This is a genomic window from Streptomyces sp. NBC_00385 (assembly GCF_035917155.1).
GTDB lineage: Bacteria > Actinomycetota > Actinomycetes > Streptomycetales > Streptomycetaceae > Streptomyces > Streptomyces poriferorum.
Genome location: NZ_CP107951.1, coordinates 8,575,528 through 8,595,254 on the forward strand (window position 1 = coordinate 8,575,528; position 19,727 = coordinate 8,595,254).

Consider the following 19,727-nt stretch of genomic DNA (forward strand, 5'->3'; position numbering starts at 1 on the left):
TGCACAGAGCCGTGTGGCACGAGTGGATCGAACCCGCCGAACCCCCGGAACCGGCGCGCCAGGGCCTGTTCGGCCGCCGGAGGGGCGTGGAAGGCCGGTATGGCGGGAACGGCCGGGGTGGAGGCGAGAAGGACAGCGGCCGTAGGGCGCCGGGCTGGGGCACCCTCGTCATCGCCCTGCTGCTCGGCCTGTCCCTGATCCGGCAGGGCCTCGGCGACGACGACGGCCCCCCGCAGCCCGCGTCGGCGGCCGGCGACCGGTCCGGCGGTTCCGGTGCCGGCAGCTGGCCGGACGGGCCGCCTCCCGAGCCCCTCACCCGATCCCTGCCCGAACGGATCACGATCCCCTTCCTCGACGTCGACGCTCCCGTCGGAAAGGTGGGTCTGGGTGCGGACGACTGGATCGACGCACCGCCCCTGGCGGACAACAACCTGGCGGCCTGGTACGACGGTTCCGTCACCCCCGGCGAGACCGGCACCTCCGTGCTCGTGGGTCATGTGGACAACAAGGCGGGTCCTGCCGTCTTCTACGGGCTCGGCGCCCTGGAGAAAGGACGCCGCATCGAGGTCGCCCGCACCGACGGCACCACCGCGGTCTTCTCCGTCTACGCCGTGGAGGTCGTCAGCAAGGCCGGATTCCCGGCCGACCGTGTCTACGCGAACACCTCCGATCCGGAGCTGCGCGTAATCACCTGCGGCGGCGGTTTCTCGCCGAAGGCCGGCTACGAGGGCAACGTCGTGGCATACGCGCGTCTCACGTCCGTTGAGGAGGGGCAGCCGGGAGCGCAGGGGTCCAGCCGCTAGAAGCAGCTGCGGCGCACACATGGTGCGGTTCGGGGGCAGTCACGCGGCGACCTGCGCACGGGCGGCCGTGTCCGTTTCCTTCAAGAAATGGTGGAAGCGACCCGATATTCTCGCCGCCATGATGAGCACCGGAAACGAATCACTCCACATCAGTATTCATATCGCCAGCCCGGCCGAGACCGTATACGCCTTCGCCTCCGACCCGGCCAACCTCCCCGCGTGGGCCCAGGGGCTGGGAGGCTCCATCGAGAGGATCGACGGCCGATGGGTCGCGGAATCCTCGCCCATGGGACGGGTCGTCGTCGCCTTCACGCCCCCCAACGAGTGGGGCGTACTCGACCACGACGTCACGCTGCCGTCCGGGGACACCGTCCACAACCCGGTCCGCGTCATCGCGGACGGCACCGGCAGCGAGGTCGTGTTCACCCTGCGCCGACGGCCGGGGATGGGCGATGCCGACCTCCGGCGCGACGCCGACATGGTCGCCGCCGACCTGGCGAGGCTCAAGGAACTGACGGAGTCTCCGGAAGACTCGTGACAGCCGGCCGGCGCGCGGACAGGGCCAGGTGCCGCGTGCTGTCACGCCCCTCCGGCCGGCCACGGTTCGGGGGAGAGGGCCACGAGGTCGTACTGCGGGCACGGCGTCGTGAAGCACTGCTTGGGTGCGGGGACGCAGAGGTGGCCGAGGGGTGCCGAGACGGAGGCGCAAGGACCGGCATGCGCCCGGAAGGAGCCCTCCGCGGCGTGCGCCGCGCCGGCCGGGACGAGAGGCAGCGTAGTCAGCGCGACCGCCGAGGCGGCGCGCAGCAGGTTTGTCATCACGGAGAACAGGCATAGCCGCCGCCCTGCCCGGACGGCAGGCTGCGGCAGCCCAAGTCACCCGTCCGGGTGGACGATTTTCCCGCAGAGCGGGCCTGTGGCCGCCGGCCGGTGCCAGTGCCCGTTCCCCCTGCTCCCCTTCCCGTGCGGGCCCGTCGCGGAGCAGGTTCAAACGGCTCGGAATCGAGCAGGTGAGAGATATGAGTTCACTCTGGCGCACCACCACTCCACCACCGTCCGAGCCACTGCACCGGCCGCGGGGAGGGAGGGCGGCCCCGAGAACTCGTACGTTCCGCCGGCGTCTTCTCGTCCCGGCCGCGATCGCTTCCGTCACCCTCGCGGCAGCCGGCTGTGGCGGTACCTCGGACTCGGCCTCACCCTCCGGAGCGGCCGCCCCCGTGCCGGCTGAATCCGCCCCCGGAGCGGAAAGCCCGTCCGTCGGGGGCTCCACTTCTCCTGCCGCGGATGCGGGCACCCCCGACGAACCCGCCGGCCAGGACCACGCCGGCAGCACGCCCACGGCCGCCTCGGGCACCCGGCGCTGTACGGCCGACGGCCTCACCATGCGCCTCGGCCGTGGCGACGCCGGCGCGGGCCAGATCCACTACCTGCTCACCTTCGTGAACAAGTCCACCACCGCATGCGCGCTGCGAGGCTTCCCGGGTGTCTCACTGATCAAGCGCGACGGCAGCGCGATCGGTGTGCCCGCCGAGCGGGAGGGCGCCATGCGGGGACAGACGGTGATCGGCTCCGGCAGGACGGCCGAGGTCACCCTGCACACCCTGAACCAGGGCATCAACGGTTCGGGCTGCTGGAGTCGGCCCGACTACCTGCGGGTCTATCCGCCGGGTTCCAAGGACGCCCTGACGCTGCGGACCTCCGCCCTTCACGTCTGCGGCGACCGCTTCACGACCACAGCGGTGGGCAGCTGACGAGGCATGAGCCTGACAGCGGCGGGCGGAGCCTCAGGGCGTACGGAGCTTGAGAGCCCGTACCGAGGCGTAGAACGCGGCGACGTCGGCCGGGCGGAACAGGGAACGGCCGGTGAGGCGGGAGACACGGTCCAGCCGGTTGCGGACGGTATTGCGGTGGCAGTACAGGGTCTCCGCGATCTCCGTGGTGGAACCGGTATCGGAATCCAGCCACGCGGTGAGCGTCTCCATGAGGTCCTTGCGGTCCGGCGCGGCCAGGACCGGGCCGAGGAGGGCGACCGCCAGCCGCAGCGCCAGTTCGTGCCCGGCCGCGACCAGGGCGGCGGCCGGATCGTGATCGAGCGTGACCGCGCGGTGGGTGCCGGCGGGCAGCGACGCCTGGGCCAGCGTGGCCAGCCGAAGCGCGTCGGCGCTCTCGCGCAGTCTTCCGTACGCAGGGCTGAGACCCGCACGCCCCATGACCGCGGCGCCGACGACTCCCAGCACGAGGGCCGGTCCCGGCACACGGGACGAACCGGAGCCGGCCGCCGGGTCCGGCAGCGCGACGATGCCCGCCAGGCCGTCGGGACGGGGGCGCCACGCGGAGCGCAGCCCGTTCCGTAGCAGAGCCTGTTCCATCGCGGTGACGTCGCTGTGCTCGGCGACGACGCAGATGTACGGCCCCTGTTCGGGAAGGCCCAGGGAGGCTCCGGTGCCGCCGAGCATCGCCCAGTCGGCGGTCTTGCCGTTGAGGAGCGCGTCGAGCAGCAACAGCCGCTGCAGTTCATCGGCTCGCGCCAGGCCGACCAGCGTCTCGCGGTAGACGTCGTTGACCGTCTGCGACGCGGCGTCCAGCAGGGACCAGATCGACATGGAGGCCTGCGCGATGTCGTCCATCGTCGTGCCGGGCTGCTCCTTGGCGCGGTCGATGAGGGAATGCGCCAACAGGCGGAAGCCGATGCGGAAGGCATGCAGGACCGCTTCGACCGGAACGCCCTGCGTGGCCCGACGCCGTACACACTGCCGGGTGGAGTCCGTGCGCATCGGGCGGCGGTCGGCCATGCAGGTCAGCTGCTCGTACAGATTGCGCTCGTTGAAGTCCCGTACGTCGGCCTGGACCTCCCGGCTCAACCGGGCGTAGGGAGGGATCTCGGCGGTGATCGTGCGGAACAGGTCGTCAGCGAGGACGTCGACCCGCTCCAGCAGCTCCGCGGCACATACCGACAACAGCGGAGGAACGGTCAGACCGCCATCGGCGTGCTGCTCTGGCATGCCGGTCAGCATACGGTTCACCGCCCGGTCCGCAATTGTGCGGTCGCACAAGGCGGAACCCGTACCCGAGGTCGTCCGCCCACCGCGTACCGCGCCTGTTGTGCCTGAGCATTTCCTCACGAGCCGCTGAGGAGATCTGATGCTGAACCTGTCGTCCCTGCTGGAGCACAGCGCCCGGGAGCATCCCGGCCGCATCGCGCTGGTCCTCGGTGACACCCGCCTGACCTACGCCGAACTGCTGGCACGATCCCAGGACATCGCCGGAGCGTTGCGGCGCCGGGGGATCGGCAAGGGCGACAAGGTGGCGCTGTCCTGCCCGAACGTGCCGGACTTCCCGGCCGCCTACTTCGGCATACTCCGCGTCGGAGCGGTCGTGGTGCCGCTCAATGTGCTCCTGCGGCCGCAGGAGGTCGCGTACCACCTCACCGACTCCGGAGCCAAAGCCCTTCTCTGCTTCGAGGACACCCCCCAGCTGCCCCTGGCCGAGGTGGGGAAGGCGGGATTCGACCAGGCGCCCGACTGCGAACACCTCCTGCTGCTGCACGGGGTCGAACGCACGGGTCCCGCCGACGCCGGGCCCACCGACGCCGGTCCCGCCGACGTGGTGGCCACGGCGGCGGAGGACACCGCAGTGATCCTCTACACCAGCGGCACGACGGGACGGCCCAAGGGCGCCGAACTCACCCACCGCAACATGGTGATGAACGCCATGGTCGCCGACCGGCTGTTCACGGCGGCCGACGACGAGGTGATGCTTGCCGCCCTCCCGCTGTTCCACGCCTTCGGCCAGAGCGCGGTGATGAACATGGGCCTGCTCAGGGGCGCCACGCTCGTTCTGCAGCCCCGCTTCGACGCCGAAGAGGCGCTCCGGCTCATGCACCGCGAAGGGGTCACCTTCTTCGCGGGCGTTCCGACGATGTACTGGGCCCTGCTCGGCGCGCTCGGAACCCTGGACGAACCGGAGGTACCGCCGCGTCTGCGCACCGCCGTCTCCGGGGGAGCCGCGCTGCCCGTCGAGGTGCTCCAGCAGTTCGGGAAGGTCTTCGGCGTGGGAGTGCAGGAAGGCTACGGACTGTCGGAGACCTCGCCCGTGGCCTGCTTCAATCCGCCCGGACAGCCGCCGAGGCCCGGGTCGATCGGCCGGCCCGTGTGGGGCGTGCAGATGAGGCTCGTCGACGACGCCTGGCAGGACGTTCCGGCGGACGGCAGGGGCGAGATCGCGATCCGCGGACACAACATCATGAAGGGCTACTACCGGAGGCCCGACGACACGGCCTCGGTGATGGACGACGGCTGGTTTCGTACCGGAGACATCGCCCGGCGTGACGCGGACGGCTACTACTACATCGTGGACCGGGTCAAAGACCTGATCATCCGCGGGGGTTTCAACATCTACCCGCGCGAGATCGAAGAGGTACTGATCACGCATCCGGCCGTGAGCATGGCGGCCGTGGTGGGCGTACGACACGCCACGCACGGCGAGGACGTCAAGGCGTTCGTCATCCCGGTGCCCGGCACGGAGCTGGGCGAGGCGGAACTGATCGCCTGGTGCCGCGAGCGCATGGCCGCCTACAAGTACCCGCGCAGCGTGGAGTTCCGCGACAGCCTGCCCCTGACGTCCACCGGCAAGATCCTCAAGCGCCGGCTGACCGCCGGGACCGCCGGGACAGCCGGGGCGCCCGAGACCGCCGGGGAAGCGGGCCCGGTCTGATCAGCCGTCCCGGCGCAGAAGCCGTGCACAGCCGCCCGGCGCGGAAGCCGGCCGGTGACAGGCGCGATCACAGAGAAACGGAGGCCGGTCTCGCCCCAAGGACGTGCCATCGAGCACCCATGTGATCCGGAAGAATCCCTCAGTCCGCCCCGACGTCAGGAGACGCCCATGTCGTGGAGAAGGAAACTGCTCGTCCCGTTGGCCGCACTCACCCTCGTCCTGTCCGCGTCGGCCGCTGCGGGCGCAGCGCCGGCCCCCCTGTCCACCGGCCCCGCCACGGCCTCGGCCACGAGCGACTTCGGCGCCCCCGGGCCCTATGCCACCGCTGTGGAAGTCGGACCGATCACCACCCTGTACTACCCGCGTGACATCGCGGACAGCGAGCGTCGCCACCCCGTGATCGTGTGGGGCAACGGCACGAACGGCATCCCCCTCGTCTACCGGGACCTGCTGCTCCACTGGGCCGGTCAGGGGTTCATCGTCGCCGCGGCGAACACTCCGCAGTCCAACCTCGGCATCTCGATGCGCGCCGGCATCGACATGCTCACCCACAGGAACGCCGACCCGGGCAGCATCTTCCACGACCGCGTCGACCTGGAACACATCGGCGCGTCGGGGCACTCGCAAGGGGGCGCTGCCGCCATAGTCGTGGGCGCGGACCCCCGTATCGACACCATCCTGCCCATCCAGCCCGGCCCGCTCGCCAACATCAACGCCGTGCACGTCCCGGCACTCCTTCTGGCCGGTGAGAAGGACAGCATCGTCTTCCCCTTCCTGGTCAAGGCCTTCTACGACGCCGCCGATCACATCCCGGCCCTCTACGGCGAGCTGCGCGGAGCCGACCACTTCACGGTCGTGGGCGACCCCGGTCCGTTCGCCGCGCCGACCACCGCCTGGTTCCGCGCCCAGCTCATGGGTGACGAGACGGCCCGCGCCCAGTTCTTCGGCCCCGGGTGCGGGATCTGCACCGATACCACCACGTGGTCCGACGTCCGCCGCAACAACCTGGCTCTGAGCATTCCGGCGACGACGACCCCGTAACGGGACGCCGCCGCCCACCGGGCACCGTCATGCTCGCGGTGCCCGGTCTCCCGTAACCGCCTCCCCCCGTGCGCCCCGGCGACGGGGGAGGCGGGCACATCTCGTGAAAGGAACGACATGGATGCCATCGCGACCACCTGCCGCGGCCGGGTCCGGGGCCGCGTCCGGGACGGAATCGCCACGTTCCTCGGCATTCCCTACGCTGCCGCCCCGTTCGGGCCCCATCGCTTTCGGGCCCCCGCACCCGTCGAACCGTGGGAAGGTCTGCGCGACGCGTTCGACTACGGGCCGACCGCGCCGCAGCGCCCCTATCGTCCGCCCCTCGACCGGTTGATTCCCGACGTGGACATCCCGGGCGAGGAGTGCCTCAACCTCAACGTCTGGACTCCGGACCCCGGCGGGGGACCGCTGCCGGTGATGGTGTGGATCCACGGAGGATCCCTGCGGAACGGCTCGGGCGCCGTGCCCCTGTACGACGGCCGGGCCTTCGCACGCGACGGCATCGTCCTGGTCACGGTCAACTACCGGCTCGGAGTGGAGGGGTTCGGGGTGTTCCCCGACGCCCCCGACAACCGGGGCCTGCTGGACCAGATCGCGGCCCTGGGCTGGGTCAAGGAGAACATCGCGGCCTTCGGCGGGGACCCGGAGAACGTCACGGTGTGCGGCGAGTCCGCCGGCGCCATCAGCATCGCCGCCCTGATGACCAGCCCGCGCGCGGCCGGCCTCTTCCAACGGGCCGTCCTGCAGAGCGGCCCGCCGCAGACGGTGCCGCGCAGCCGGGGCGGGAAGACCGTGCGTGCGATGGCGAGGGCGCTGCGGGTACCCGCCACGGCGGAGGCGTTCGCGGCGGTGGACCGTGAGCGGCTGCTGGACGTACAGACCGAAGTCGTCGGCAAGGGCGATCCGATCAGTGGGGGTCCCGGATTCCATCTCGTGGTCGACGGCGACGTGGTTCCGGCCGAACCGGCGCTGCCCACCGTCGATCTGCTGATGGGCTGCAACCGGGAGGAGTACCGGCTGTGGTTCGTGCCGAGCGGGACGGTGGACCGCGTCAACGCTCTCGCGCTCCGGCTGGCCCTGCTGAAGTTCCGGGTCCCGGCGAGCGTCGCCAGGCTGTACAAGGCGTCCAGGCCGGGCGCGAAGCCCGGGGTGATCCTCGGTGAGATGGCCACGGACCTGCTGGTGCGGGGACCGCTCAACCGGCTGGCCGACTCGCGGCCGGCCCGGACCTTCCTGTACGAGTTCGTGTGGCCCTCGCCCGTACTCGACCTGGGCGCCTGCCACGCACTGGAGATCGGCTTCGTCTTCGACAACCTCCGCCACGGTGAAGCGCTCGCCGGTCCGGACGCTCCTCAGCCGCTGGCCGACGCCATGCACCGGGCCTGGGTCGCGTTCGCTTCCTCGGGTGACCCGGGATGGTCCGCCTGGGACGCGAGCCGGCCGGTCATGGTCTTCGGACATCCCGAAGCGGGTGTAGCCCTTGCGCCGCGCCACGAGGAACTGCGGGTTTGGCTCCAGTAGTAGAGCCTGGCGGCTCACGGAAGAACGCGCTTGCTCTCCTGGGTCCTCTCGCTTGAGGGATAACGGCGGTGGCCCCGGCGCTTGCCGGCTGTGTCGCTCATTCTCCTCTAAATCCAGCAAACATGGGGCAGTTGACGAAGCAGTTGAAGCGCTTCACCGGGCGAGCGTGTCCAGAGCCTTGCCAGCCCAGCGCGCCGGTCCTATTCTCACGACGAGAAAGCGCTTTCCATTCAGTCAGCCCCCGTTCCGGTGGCAGTGGAGTCGTGGCAGGGCAACTGCCGCGGCCTCACGAACGAGCCGCCAGTGATCCGGTACGGGACTGCACTCACGGTGCCGGCACGTCATGGGGTCACGAACCACGCCATGGTGACGACGCATCGAGCCGTCCTGTGCGGGTTGGGGGGCGGCGGTCCTTCGCGGCGGCGGTGATCCCGCGGCCGGCGCCGACGTACGCACGGCTTCAGGTCGCAGGAGCGCGGCCCAGCCCCATCGCACCGACGAAGAGTACGTGCCACCACGCCGATCAGGGCCTGTCCAGTGAGAACGGCAGTCGACGGACGGACTGTCGAGATGACATGGGCATGCCATTTTGCACCCGGCCTTCGAAGACGAACAGGGAGATACCAGCATGAAAAGACGAGTCGCACTGCGCCTGTACGCGGCGCTGACCACGGCCACCCTCGCCGCCGCGACCGGTGTCGTCGTGTCGATGCCGTCGGCATCGGCCGCGACCACCGGCGCCACCGGCTACGCGACGCAGAACGGCGGGACCACCGGCGGTGCGGGCGGACAGACGGTCCGGGCCACCACGGGCACCGCGATTCACCAGGCCCTGTGCAGCCGGGCCAGCAGCAGCACCCCCATCACCATCGAGGTCGAGGGGACGATCAACCACGCCAACACCACCAAGGTGTCCGGCGACAGTTGCAACACCGCGGCCGGTGTGATCGAGCTCAAGCAGATCAGCAACGTCACGATCGTCGGAGTCGGCAGTGGGGCCGTTTTCGATCAACTGGGCATCCACATACGCCAGTCCAGCAACATCATCATCCAGAACGTGACCGTCCGGAACGTCAAGAAGTCGGGATCGCCCACGTCCAACGGCGGTGACGCCATCGGCATGGAGAGCGACGTCCGCAACGTCTGGGTCGACCACAGCAGCCTTGAGGCGTCGGGAGGGGAGTCGGAAGGGTTCGACGGCCTCTTCGACATGAAGGACAACACGCAGTACGTGACGCTGTCCTACAGCACCCTGCGCAACTCCGGCCGCGGCGGTCTCATCGGGTCGAGCGAGACCGAACTCTCCAACGGCTTCGTCACGTTCCACCACAATCTGTACGAGAACCTCGACTCCCGCACGCCCCTGCTGCGGGGCGGCATCGCCCACATCTACAACAACTACTACGTGAAGCTGAACGAGTCCGGGATCAACTCCCGCGCCGGGGCCCGCGCGAAGGTCGACAACAACTACTTCAAGGACTCCAAGGACGTCCTGGGCACCTTCTACACCGACGCGGCCGGATACTGGCAGGTCAGCGGGAACACGTTCGACAACGTGACATGGTCCGCCCCCGGCAGTGAGAACAACCCGGCCGGTCCCGACCCGAAGTCCAACACCACCGTCAGCATCCCCTACGCCTACACCCTCGACGCGGCTTCCTGCGTGCCCGGTATCGTGGCCCAGACCGCGGGCGCCAACAAGGGGCTGAAGGTGTCGGACGGCAACTGCTCGACGCAGACGCCGACCCCGGACCCGACCGACCCGACGCCCGACCCGACCGACCCCACCCCGGACCCGACCGACCCGACACCGGACCCGACGGGGACCAACCTCAGCATCGCCGCAGGCGCCGACGGGTCCAGCAAGGCCGACGGGACGAGCTACGGCAACGTGCGGGACGGTGACCTGAGCACGTACTGGTCGCCCGCCGGGGCCACCGGCTCGGTCTCGGTCAAGTGGGGCACGGCGACCTCCGTCTCCTCCGTCAACATCCGGGAGGCTTCCGGTTCCGCCGGCAGCATCGGAACCTGGAAGGTGCTGAACGGCGACACCGGCGCGGTGCTGGCCACCGGAACCGGAGCGGGCGCCATTGCGGTCCCGCAGACCTCGCTGCGCAAGATCACCTTCCAGATCACCGGCTCCACCGGAACCCCGAAGATCGCCGAGTTCGAGACGTACGCCGGGTAGCGGCGTGCGCGCACCGTCCGTCCGGCTCCGGCGCCGAGGGAACCGGACGGACAGTGCGCAGCGACGGTGGGCCGCCGGCATGGCGGCCGCCGCCACGGCGGCCGTGCCGACGCGGTCACGGGCTAGTGAGGACGACGAGCCGCTGGGTCGCGCGGGTCATCGCGACATAGCGGTCGACCGCTCCTTCGATGCCCGTACCGAACTGCTCCGGGTCGATGAGGACGACCAGGTCGAACTCGAGGCCCTTCGACAGTCCAGGGGTCAGCGAACGGACCCGGGGCCTCGCCCGGAACGTGGGATCGCCGATGACGCAGGCGGTCCCTTCGGCATGTGCGGCGAGCCAGGTGTCGAGGACCGCGTCGAGCTCGTCCGCGGATCCGCGGACCACGGGAACGCCGCTGCTGCGGACGGATACCGGCACGTTGGCATCGGGGAGCGCGGCCCGGATGACCGGCTCGGCCTCCGACATGACCTCTTCCGGCGTCCGGTAGTTGATGCTCAGGGATGCCTGGCTGATCCGGTCGAACCCGACGCGTTCCAGCCGTTCCTGCCAGGACTCATGGAATCCGTGCCTGGCCTGCGCGCGGTCCCCGACGATGGTGAAGCTCCGGGACGGGCAGCGGAGCAGCAGCATCTGCCATTCCGCGTCGGTCAGTTCCTGGGCCTCGTCCACGACGATGTGCGCGAACGGCCCGGCGAGCAGGTCCGGTTCACCGCCGGGCCGTGCGGATCCGTCGACGAGGGTGTCCTTCAGATCCTGGCCGTGCAGCATCGTGACCGCGCCCTCCCCGTCGGCGTCGGCTTCGAGCAGGGAGTCGATGACATGAGCCATGTGCTCACGCTCGGCCGCGACCTCCGCGGCGTGTCGCCGCCTGCGCAGCGACGTCTCCGGGTCGCCGAGCCGCCGGCGTGCGGCGTCGAGGAGCGGCAGGTCGGATGCCGTCCAGGCATGGGCGTCCGGGCGCTGGAGCCGCGACACGTCGTCGCGGCTCAGCCAGGGGGCGCAGGTGCGCAGATAGGCGGGTACCGACCACAGGTCCCCGACGAGATCGGCCGCTTCGACCAGCGGCCACGCACCGTCGAATACCGCGAGCAGCTCCCGGTTCCGCATAAGGGATGTGCGGAGCAGGTGCTCCGGAACGTCGCCGGTGTCCCGCTCCACCAGGATCGTGACCAGCTCCTCCAGGATCTGGTCACGCGCCTCGTTGTGCGGGATGCCGGGTGCCGCTTCGAACGCCACCGCCCAGTCGCCCGCGCTCAGCCGGATGTCGGACCACTGGGTCGTGACCGTCATCCCCTTGGCGGGGGGCTCCTCGTAGAACCTGACAGCGGCCTCGACGGCCTTCACCAGATCCGCGGAGGACTTGAGCCGGGCCACGTCCGGGTCGGCCTCGGCCCCTGCCGCGGCTCCCTCGGCGACGAGGTCGCGCAGGGTGCAGGTCTGCACACCCTCCTCGCCGAGGCTCGGCAGGACATCGGCCACGTAGCCGAGATACGGCTCGTGCGGACCGACGAACAGCACACCGCCGCGATGGTGGCCGAGGCGGGGATCGGAGTAGAGGAGGTACGCGGAACGGTGCAGAGCGACGACGGTCTTTCCGGTACCGGGGCCCCCGTCGACGACGAGTGCGCCACGGGACCCCGCGCGGATGATGGCGTCCTGGTCGGCCTGGATGGTGCCGAGCACATCGCGCATCCGTGCCGACCGGTTGCCGCCGAGCGTGGCGATGAAGGCGGACTGGTCGTCGAGCGCCGCGTGCCCGGCGCCCCCGCCCGGCGTGAACACCTCGTCCCAGAAGTCACTGACCCGGCCGCGGGTCCATCGGTACCTGCGGCGGCTGGCCAGGCCCATCGGGTGGGCGTGGGTGGCTCCGAAGAAGGGCTCGGCCGCGGGGGAGCGCCAGTCGAGCAGCAGCCGGCGGCCCGAGCTGTCCGTGAGGCCCAGCCGCCCGACGTACACGGGCTCGGGGTCGTCCGTGCCGGCCATGTGCCCGAGACACAGATCCAGGCCGAACCTGCGCAGCGTACGCAGCCGGGCGGTCAGCCGGTGGATCTCGATGTCCCGGTCCATCGCCTGGCGGCCCATGCCGCCGGGCGACCTGCGCTCGGCATCGAGACGCGCGGAGAGTTCGGCGACCGACTGTTCCAGGCACTCGGCGATGGCCGCGAAGTGCTCCTCGTCGGCGGCGATCAGACGGGGGTCGGCCTTGGGAGCCAGCCGGTCGGGCAGAGCGAACGCGCTGGTGGTCGAGGGGGTCAGAGGGTTCATGCCATCAGCTCCGATCCGTGGTCGAGCCCGGGAACCGGGGCGGTGCGCACTCCCGCACCTCGTCGTGCGGTGCCCACAACCGCACGGTGGTTCCCACCACCGGGTCGCCGTCGTGGCGCAACCCGTGAACCGGCACAAACATATGCACTGAGTGAATCTCCCGTTTCCGCAGCTTCCGGCGACACCGGCTTCGGGCGCCGACGAGTGATTCTGCGGCAGGACCGGGGCCTTGCGGCAAGCCCCCCACTGCGCTATAAGTTGAAAGTGGCAAGAGGTGGGTCGTCCCTTTTGCTTTCACCCCCGGCAGTGTTCCGGGCAAGTCGGCAGCATCCCGGGATGCGCCGCGAATCCCTTCTCAAACCCGCGTGGTGGCGAGCCCGGCTGCTTTCGTCGCCTGTTTCGGCACCCATGGCGTCCTGTCTGCCAGGGCGCCGACGGCGCGCCGGCGGTAGGCGTGCGGCGGCATGCCGACCAGCTCGGTGAAGTGCGTACGGAACACATCCGGCGACGGACAGCCCACCGTGCGGCGGATGTCGGCGACGCCGAGATCGCCGTGGAGCAACAGGGCCGCGGCGCGCTCGACGCGACGCGCCATCAGATACGCGTACGGGGACCTGCCGTAGGCCAGCCGGAACCGGTGGCTGAGATGCCCGGCAGGCATGCCGGCGCCGCGGGCGAGCGCTTCGACGTTCAGCGGCCGTGCGTACTCCCGGTCGATCCGGTCGCGTACGCGACGCAGTCGTGCGAGGTCGCTCAGGTGCTGTGCCGCCATGCGGGCACGTCCCCACGCGGGAAGACACATGCGAGCTCCGTTTCGTCGGCTTCCGTGCGTGCCTGGACTGCGGCGTTGCCCCCTACGGGGCGGGGCGGGACCGTCTGCCCGTCGGTTCAGCGAAGCTCCTGGATGCGGACCAGGTTGCCTGCCGGGTCGCGGAAGGCGCAGTCGCGGACGCCGTACGGCTGCTCGGTCGGTTCCTGGACCACCTCGGTGTCGCCCGCCTGCACCTTCTCGAACACGGCGTCGAGGTCCGGGGTGGCCAGCAGGATCCAGCCGTAGGTGCCCTTGGCCATCATTTCGCTGATGGTGCGGCGCTCGTTCTCGGTGATGCCGGGGTCGACGGCCGGCGGCGCCAGCAGGATGGATGTGCTGGGCTGCCCGGCGGGCCCGACCGTGATCCAGCGCATCTTGCCCTGCCCGACGTCGCTGCGGACCTCGAAGCCGAGAACGTCGCGGTAGAAGGCCACGGACGCGTCCGGGTCGTCGTGGGGGAGGAAGCTCGTGTGAATGCTGATGTCCATGGCGATCATGCTAGATCCGCCTCTGCGGCGCGCGCTTCTTGATTCCTGACCGATTCCGCCGGATCGTCCTTCCACGCCTGCGGGTTCATGGGCGCCGCCCCCACGCGGAGATCATGGGGGCGGTGGCGAGGTCGAGGCGGCCGCCGGCGACGTTGGCCAGGTGGCGGTCGATCTCGTCGTCGGTGGCGAGCCCTTCCGACACCAGAAGGCCGCGGATCTGCCGCACGGTCGCGGCCTCCAGGACGGAACAGACCGGCGAGGTGATCGGGAAGTACGCGTCGGCCTGTACGTCCTCCAGACCGGCTTCGCGCAGCAGCCTGGGCAGGGTCCGCCCGTACGTGAGGTCCGCGCCCCGGGCCGCCATCAACGCGCGGAAGCCGGAGCGCAGCCGGTTGGCGAGCCGCTGTTCCGGACCGGACTCGTCGGGGCAGAGCAGCGGCTGCAACCCCGGGTCGGCGTCCTCCAGGAGCAGCCGGCCGCCCGGCCGGAGCGCCTGGACCATGCGGCGCAGCGCCTCGGCCCGGTCGGTGACGTGCACCAGGACCAGCCTGGCGTGGACCAGGTCGAATCCGCCGGGCGGCGGCGGGTCGGCCGCCACGTCATGGCGCAGCACCTCGACCACGCCGCCGGTGACGCCCCCGGTCCATGAGACGTCGATGTCGGTGGCGACCACCGCTCCGGTCGGGCCGACCCGCTCGGCCAGCCCCAGGGGCACGGAGAGGGAGCCGGCGCCGACCTCCCAGCACCGCATGCCGGTGGTGACGCCGAGCCGGTCGACGTGCCGGAACGTCACCGGATCGAAGAGCTCGCTGAGAGCCCCGAAGCGGACGCCCGCCTCCGACTGCCGGTTGTCCAGAAGGTAGCCGCGTTCCGCGTCGTGTTCAGCCATGGCGCGATCCTGTCAGAAGCCGCAGCCGGGGCACGGGCTGCCCGGCCCGCGTCGGAAGGCGCCCTCCCGGGCCCTGTCAGTCGAGGCGGGTCAGATCCGGTCGCAGCCGTTGCCAGACCGGATGGCGCAGCCGGCCGGCCCTGGTCCACTCCGTCGCGGTGACCTCCGCGACCAGCCGCGGCTCCACCCAGTGCGCGCCTGCCACGTCGACAGGGTCGGTGAACGGGGACGACGCTCGTGCGATGACCGCGAAGTACGCCGTGAGTTCGCTCTGTTCACGCTCGGACATGCCCGACCCCACCGATCCCGCGTACCGCAGACCGGTGGGCCCGGTGACACCGACGAGCACCGCTCCCGGCGCACCGGCCGCCGCGCCCCGTCGCTGGGTCCAGCCGCCGATGACCACGTCCAGGGTCTCCACCCGCTTGGTCTTGCGCCAGTGGGCCGATCGGGTGCCGGGCAGATACGGGGAGGAGATCCTCTTCGCGACCACGCCCTCCAGACCTTCACGGACCACGGCGTCCCACACCTGTGATCCGCGCCCGCGCACGTTCGGCGGCGCAGACCAGTGCGCCCCGTTCAGCCCCAGGGCGGACAGGATCTCGCGACGCTCCCCGTACGTCGCGCTCAGCAGACCGAGGCCGTCGAGGTACATGACGTCGAAGATCATCAGATGGGCGGGGCATTCCAGCGCGAGGCGCCCGGCGCGCCGTGCGTCGACCACGCCCATCCGGCTCTGGAGCAGGCCGAAGTCGGACCGTCCGGAAGCGTCGAGGGCCACGAGTTCACCGTCGAGGACCACCCCTCGCCCGCGCAGCTCTCTGCCCAGGGCCTGCAGCTCCGGATACGTCACCGTGATGTCGTTGCCCGCCCGCGAGGCCAGGCGCGCCGATCCGTCGCCCGTCGTGGTCAGGACGCAGCGGACACCGTCCCATTTCGTCTCGAACGCCCACTCCGAGTCGCGGTCGGGAAGCGGACCCGGCACGGCCAGCATCGGGGCGATCGACGGCGGCGACCAGAGGGTGCCGGGAGGAATCGGAGCCATAGCGTCGATGATCGAACCTCCCGCAGGACTGCGCAGAACTGCGCAGAACGATGGAGAACTGCGCAGACCGGTCGGCGGGCGTTCGTCCGCAGGGAGTTGCGGGCGCCGTTGCCCCGCCGCGATTCGGTACGTGGCGCTGAGCAGCACAAACAGCGGTGCGCGGGGGATGGCGGTGTGAGGACCGTTGACAAAAGCGTGACCTGCTAGAAACCTGTCACCGCAGCGCCGCAAAAAATGAATCGAATCGCTCAAAAAGCGAAGTGATATGCGCGAGTTTCCGGCGGGCGGCCTGCTTTCCCTCCTGCCGGCGTCCCCGATCGCCCCCCATCGGTGTACCTGCAGCCCGCAATCCGGCCTCGTCCGGCCGTACGACGCCGCGCGCGTCTCACGGCCGGCGATGCCTTCACGCGCGCTCCCGGTCCCGTGGCCCCACGGAACAGAGGACAGCATGAGATGGAAGCAACTAGGACGGCGGCTGGCCGTCGGCGCGGTGACCGCCGCGCTGATGACCGTCGGGCTTCTGCCGGTCGCCGCCTCGGCAGCCGTACAGGTCCCCGACCTCGCCCTCGGCAAGCAGGTGACGACCAGCAGTGCGCACGGCGCCTACCCGGCCTCCAACATCGCCGACGGCAGTCAGCAGACGTACTGGGAGAGCACCGGCGTACTCCCGCAGTGGGTCCGCATCGACCTCGGCAGCCGGTTCGACGTCGACCAGGTGGTGCTGAAGGTTCCGGCGACCTGGGAGGCCCGGACCCAGACCATCGGGATCCAGGGCAGCACGGACGGCAGCACCTTCAGCACCCTGTCCGCCTCCGCCGCCCGGGAGTTCGGTCCGGCGGCGGGCAACACCGTGACCGTCGGTTTCGCCGCGACGGGGGCCCGGTACATCCGTGTGCAGGTGACCGCCAACAGCGGCTGGAACGCGGCGCAGCTCTCCCAGGTCGAGGTCCGCGGTGAGGACACCGGGAGCGACCCGGGCCCGTCGCCCGCCATCGGGTCCAACCTGGCGCTGAACAAGCCGATCGAGGCGTCGTCGTCCGTCCAGAACTACGTGGCGTCGAACGCCAACGACGACAAGACCGGCACGTACTGGGAGTCCGGCGGCCACCCCGCCACGCTGACGGTGAAGCTCGGCGCCGACGCCGACATCGAGGCCGTCGTCGTCAAGCTCTCCCCGGACCAGGCCTGGGCAACACGCACGCAGAGCATCGAGGTGCTCGGCCGCGCGCAGTCCGCCACCGGCCTCACCCAGCTGAAAGCCCGGGCGGACTACGTCTTCGACCCCTCGGCGAACGAGAACACGGTCACCATCCCGGTCACCGGCCGGTACGCGGACGTGCAGCTGAAGTTCTTCTCCAACTCGGGTGCCCCCGGCGCCCAGGCCGCCGAGATCCAGGTCGTCGGAACCGCCGCCCCCAACCCGGACCTGACCGTGTCCGAGCTGACCTGGTCACCCGCAACGCCGTCCGAGAAGGACGACGTCACGGTGGAAGCCACCGTACGCAACACGGGTACGGCGGCGGCCGCGGCGACGACCGTCGACGTCAGCCTGGAGGGCGCGACCGCCGGCAGTGCCCCGGTGGGCGCCCTCGCCGCCGGCGCCTCGGCCACCGTGCGGATCGACGTCGGCAGACGGGCCATGGGCGCCTACAGCGTCTCGGCCGTCGTCGACCCGACCGACACGGTCGTCGAGCAGGACAACAGCAACAACAGCCGCACCGCCGCCACGAAGCTCGAGATCGGGCAGAGCCCGGGCCCCGACCTGGAGGTGCTCGGCATCACGTCCACCCCGTCGAACCCCGCGGTGGGCGCCGCGGTCGGCTTCACCGTGTCCGTACACAACCGCGGTACCACAGGGGTCACTTCCGCAACCGTCACCCGCCTCCTCGCGGAGAGCACCACCCTGAACGGCGCCACGGGCGCGATCCCCGCCGGAGGCACGGTCACGGTGGCCATGAGCGGGACCTGGACCGCGAGGAGCGGCGGCGCCAACCTGACCGCCACGGCCGACGCCACCGGTGTCGTCACCGAGACCAACGAGAACAACAACGTCTTCTCGCGCGCCATCGTGGTCGGCCGCGGGGCCGCGGTCCCGTACACCGAGTACGAGGCGGAAGCCGGCGACTACCGCGGCACGCTGCTGACATCCGACCGGGAACGCACCTTCGGGCACACCAACTTCGCCACCGAGTCCTCCGGCCGGCAGTCCGTCCGGCTGGACTCCACCGGCCAGTTCGTCGAGGTCACCTCGACCGTGCCGTCGAACTCCCTCGTGGTACGCAACTCCATACCCGACGCCCCCGGCGGCGGCGGGACGGAAGCCACGATCAGCCTCTACGTCAACGACACCTTCGCCCGGAAGCTGACGCTCTCCTCCAAGCACAGCTGGCTCTACGGCGACACGGACAGTCCGGAGGGCCTGACCAACACGCCGCAGACGGACGCCCGCAGACTGTTCGACGAGTCCCACGCACTGCTCGGCCAGTCCTATCCCGCCGGAACGAAATTCCGTCTCCAGCGCGACGCGGGCGACTCCGCCTCCTTCTACGTCATCGACCTCGTCGACCTGGAGCAGGTGGCTCCGGCAGCCGCCCAGCCGGCCGGATGCACCTCGATCACCGCCTACGGGGCCGTCCCGAACGACGGGATCGACGACACGGACGCCATCCAGCGGGCGGTGACGGCCGACCAGAACGGTGACATCGGCTGCGTATGGATTCCGCCGGGCCAGTGGCGGCAGGAGCAGAAGATCCTGACCGACGACCCACTGAACAGGGGGCAGTACAACCAGGTCGGCATCAGCGACGTCACGATCCGCGGCGCCGGCATGTGGCACTCCCAGCTGTACACCCTGACCGCACCTCAGGACGCGGGCGGCATCAACCACCCGCACGAAGGGAACTTCGGCTTCGACATCGACGACAACACCAAGATCTCGGACCTGGCGATCTTCGGCTCCGGCACCATCCGGGGCGGCGACGGCAACGCCGAGGGCGGCGTGGGCCTGAACGGACGCTTCGGCCAGGACACGGAGATCACCAACGTGTGGCTGGAGCACGCCAACGTGGGCGTGTGGGTCGGCCGGGACTACAGCAACATCCCGGAACTCTGGGGACCCGGTGACGACCTCCGGTTCACCGGAATGCGGATCCGCAACACCTACGCGGACGGCATCAACTTCGCCAACGGCACCCGCAATTCGACGGTGTTGAACTCATCCTTCAGGAACACCGGAGACGACTCGCTGGCCGTGTGGTCGAGCAAGTACGTGAAGGACCCGTCAGTGGACATCGGCCACGACAACCACTTCCGGAACAACACGATCCAGTTGCCCTGGAGGGCCAACGGCATCGCGGTCTACGGCGGTTACGGCAACACGATCGAGAACAACATCATCTCCGACACGATGAACTACCCCGGCATCATGCTGGCAACTGACCACGATCCGCTGCCCTTCTCCGGGGAGACGCTGATCGCCAACAACGCGCTGCACCGCACGGGCGGAGCGTTCTGGGGCGAGGCCCAGGAGTTCGGTGCCATCACCCTGTTCGCGGCCTCGCAGAACATCCCGGGCGTCACCATCCGCGACACCGACATCTACGACTCGACCTATGACGGAATCCAGTTCAAGTCGGGCGGCGGCTCCGTGCCGGGAGCACAGATCAGCAACGTCCGCATCGAGAACTCCGTCAACGGGTCCGGAATCCTGGCGCACGGCGGCGCGCGCGGCAGCGCGACGCTGACCGATGTGACCATCACGGGTTCTGCCGACGGTGACGTGGTGGTCGAGCCCGGATCCCAGTTCGTCATCAACGGCGGCGCAGGGAAGGAGACGACCCGCAGGTAGCGCACCCGGCACCGGCCACCGCTCCGCGGCCTGCGGCGCCGGACCATGGTCCGGACACCCGACCCGGCCCCGCCGGCACGCCATCCGGGCGTGCCGGCGGGGGAGCGGAGCG

General features: G+C 70.3%; 15 protein-coding genes. 8 read left to right on the top strand and 7 right to left on the bottom strand.

All coding sequences use genetic code 11. From position 1 onward, the window contains the following. The first annotated feature begins 86 nt into the window (after positions 1-86). Together OG959_RS37920 and OG959_RS37925 are read left to right on the top strand one after the other, a co-directional pair. Positions 87-803: a class F sortase gene (locus OG959_RS37920; RefSeq protein WP_326666838.1), complete on the top strand. Its 717-nt coding sequence runs from the start codon at positions 87-89 to the stop codon at positions 801-803. Positions 804-921: 118 nt separating this feature from the next. Further along, complete coding sequence (locus OG959_RS37925; protein ID WP_326665929.1) at positions 922-1,341, top strand: SRPBCC family protein; 420 nt, start codon at positions 922-924, stop codon at positions 1,339-1,341. Between the two features lie 41 nt (positions 1,342-1,382). Here OG959_RS37925 and OG959_RS37930 read toward each other — a convergent pair whose 3' ends face one another. Next, positions 1,383-1,625 carry a hypothetical protein gene (locus OG959_RS37930; RefSeq protein WP_326665930.1) on the bottom strand — a complete coding sequence of 81 codons (243 nt, stop codon included), beginning with the start codon at positions 1,623-1,625 and terminating at the stop codon, positions 1,383-1,385. Between the two features lie 395 nt (positions 1,626-2,020). Between OG959_RS37930 and OG959_RS37935 the strand changes: the two genes are divergently transcribed. After that, on the top strand, positions 2,021-2,554 hold the full coding sequence (locus OG959_RS37935; RefSeq protein ID WP_326665931.1) for a DUF4232 domain-containing protein: 534 nt from the start codon (positions 2,021-2,023) through the stop codon (positions 2,552-2,554). A gap of 33 nt (positions 2,555-2,587) precedes the next feature. On the opposite strand, the gene OG959_RS37940 is transcribed toward OG959_RS37935, so the two are convergent. Then, positions 2,588-3,805 carry a PucR family transcriptional regulator gene (locus tag OG959_RS37940; RefSeq protein WP_326665932.1) on the bottom strand — a complete coding sequence of 406 codons (1,218 nt, stop codon included), beginning with the start codon at positions 3,803-3,805 and terminating at the stop codon, positions 2,588-2,590. A gap of 139 nt (positions 3,806-3,944) precedes the next feature. On the opposite strand from OG959_RS37940, the gene OG959_RS37945 reads away from it, so the two are divergent. The 4 genes from OG959_RS37945 to OG959_RS37960 all read left to right on the top strand — a co-directional run bounded on the left by OG959_RS37945 (position 3,945) and on the right by OG959_RS37960 (position 10,266). Then, the gene (locus OG959_RS37945; protein WP_326665933.1) at positions 3,945-5,516 is read left to right on the top strand and encodes a long-chain-fatty-acid--CoA ligase; all 1,572 of its coding nucleotides are present in this window, start codon (positions 3,945-3,947) and stop codon (positions 5,514-5,516) included. Between the two features lie 168 nt (positions 5,517-5,684). Continuing rightward, entirely contained in the window at positions 5,685-6,557 is an 873-nt protein-coding gene (locus tag OG959_RS37950) for an alpha/beta hydrolase family protein (RefSeq protein ID WP_326665934.1), read from the top strand. A 117-nt stretch (positions 6,558-6,674) separates the two neighbouring features. After that, positions 6,675-8,078 carry a carboxylesterase/lipase family protein gene (locus tag OG959_RS37955; RefSeq protein ID WP_326665936.1) on the top strand — a complete coding sequence of 468 codons (1,404 nt, stop codon included), beginning with the start codon at positions 6,675-6,677 and terminating at the stop codon, positions 8,076-8,078. A 628-nt stretch (positions 8,079-8,706) separates the two neighbouring features. Beyond that, entirely contained in the window at positions 8,707-10,266 is a 1,560-nt protein-coding gene (locus OG959_RS37960) for a pectate lyase family protein (RefSeq protein ID WP_326665938.1), read from the top strand. Between the two features lie 115 nt (positions 10,267-10,381). On the opposite strand, the gene helR is transcribed toward OG959_RS37960, so the two are convergent. From helR to ligD, 5 genes are all read right to left on the bottom strand, one after another. Beyond that, positions 10,382-12,526, bottom strand: a complete 2,145-nt coding sequence (helR, locus tag OG959_RS37965) for an RNA polymerase recycling motor ATPase HelR (protein WP_442805770.1) — start codon at positions 12,524-12,526, stop codon at positions 10,382-10,384. A 364-nt stretch (positions 12,527-12,890) separates the two neighbouring features. Then, entirely contained in the window at positions 12,891-13,337 is a 447-nt protein-coding gene (locus OG959_RS37970; RefSeq protein ID WP_326665942.1) for a helix-turn-helix transcriptional regulator, read from the bottom strand. Between the two features lie 86 nt (positions 13,338-13,423). Beyond that, positions 13,424-13,834: a VOC family protein gene (locus OG959_RS37975; RefSeq protein ID WP_326665944.1), complete on the bottom strand. Its 411-nt coding sequence runs from the start codon at positions 13,832-13,834 to the stop codon at positions 13,424-13,426. Between the two features lie 85 nt (positions 13,835-13,919). Further along, on the bottom strand, positions 13,920-14,723 hold the full coding sequence (locus OG959_RS37980) for a methyltransferase domain-containing protein (RefSeq protein ID WP_326665945.1): 804 nt from the start codon (positions 14,721-14,723) through the stop codon (positions 13,920-13,922). Between the two features lie 76 nt (positions 14,724-14,799). Next, positions 14,800-15,768 carry a non-homologous end-joining DNA ligase gene (gene ligD, locus OG959_RS37985; protein WP_326665947.1) on the bottom strand — a complete coding sequence of 323 codons (969 nt, stop codon included), beginning with the start codon at positions 15,766-15,768 and terminating at the stop codon, positions 14,800-14,802. 448 nt (positions 15,769-16,216) lie between these two features. On the opposite strand from ligD, the gene OG959_RS37990 reads away from it, so the two are divergent. After that, positions 16,217-19,615, top strand: coding sequence for a CARDB domain-containing protein (locus tag OG959_RS37990; RefSeq protein WP_326665949.1), 3,399 nt, complete (start codon positions 16,217-16,219; stop codon positions 19,613-19,615). The last annotated feature ends 112 nt before the right edge of the window (positions 19,616-19,727 follow it).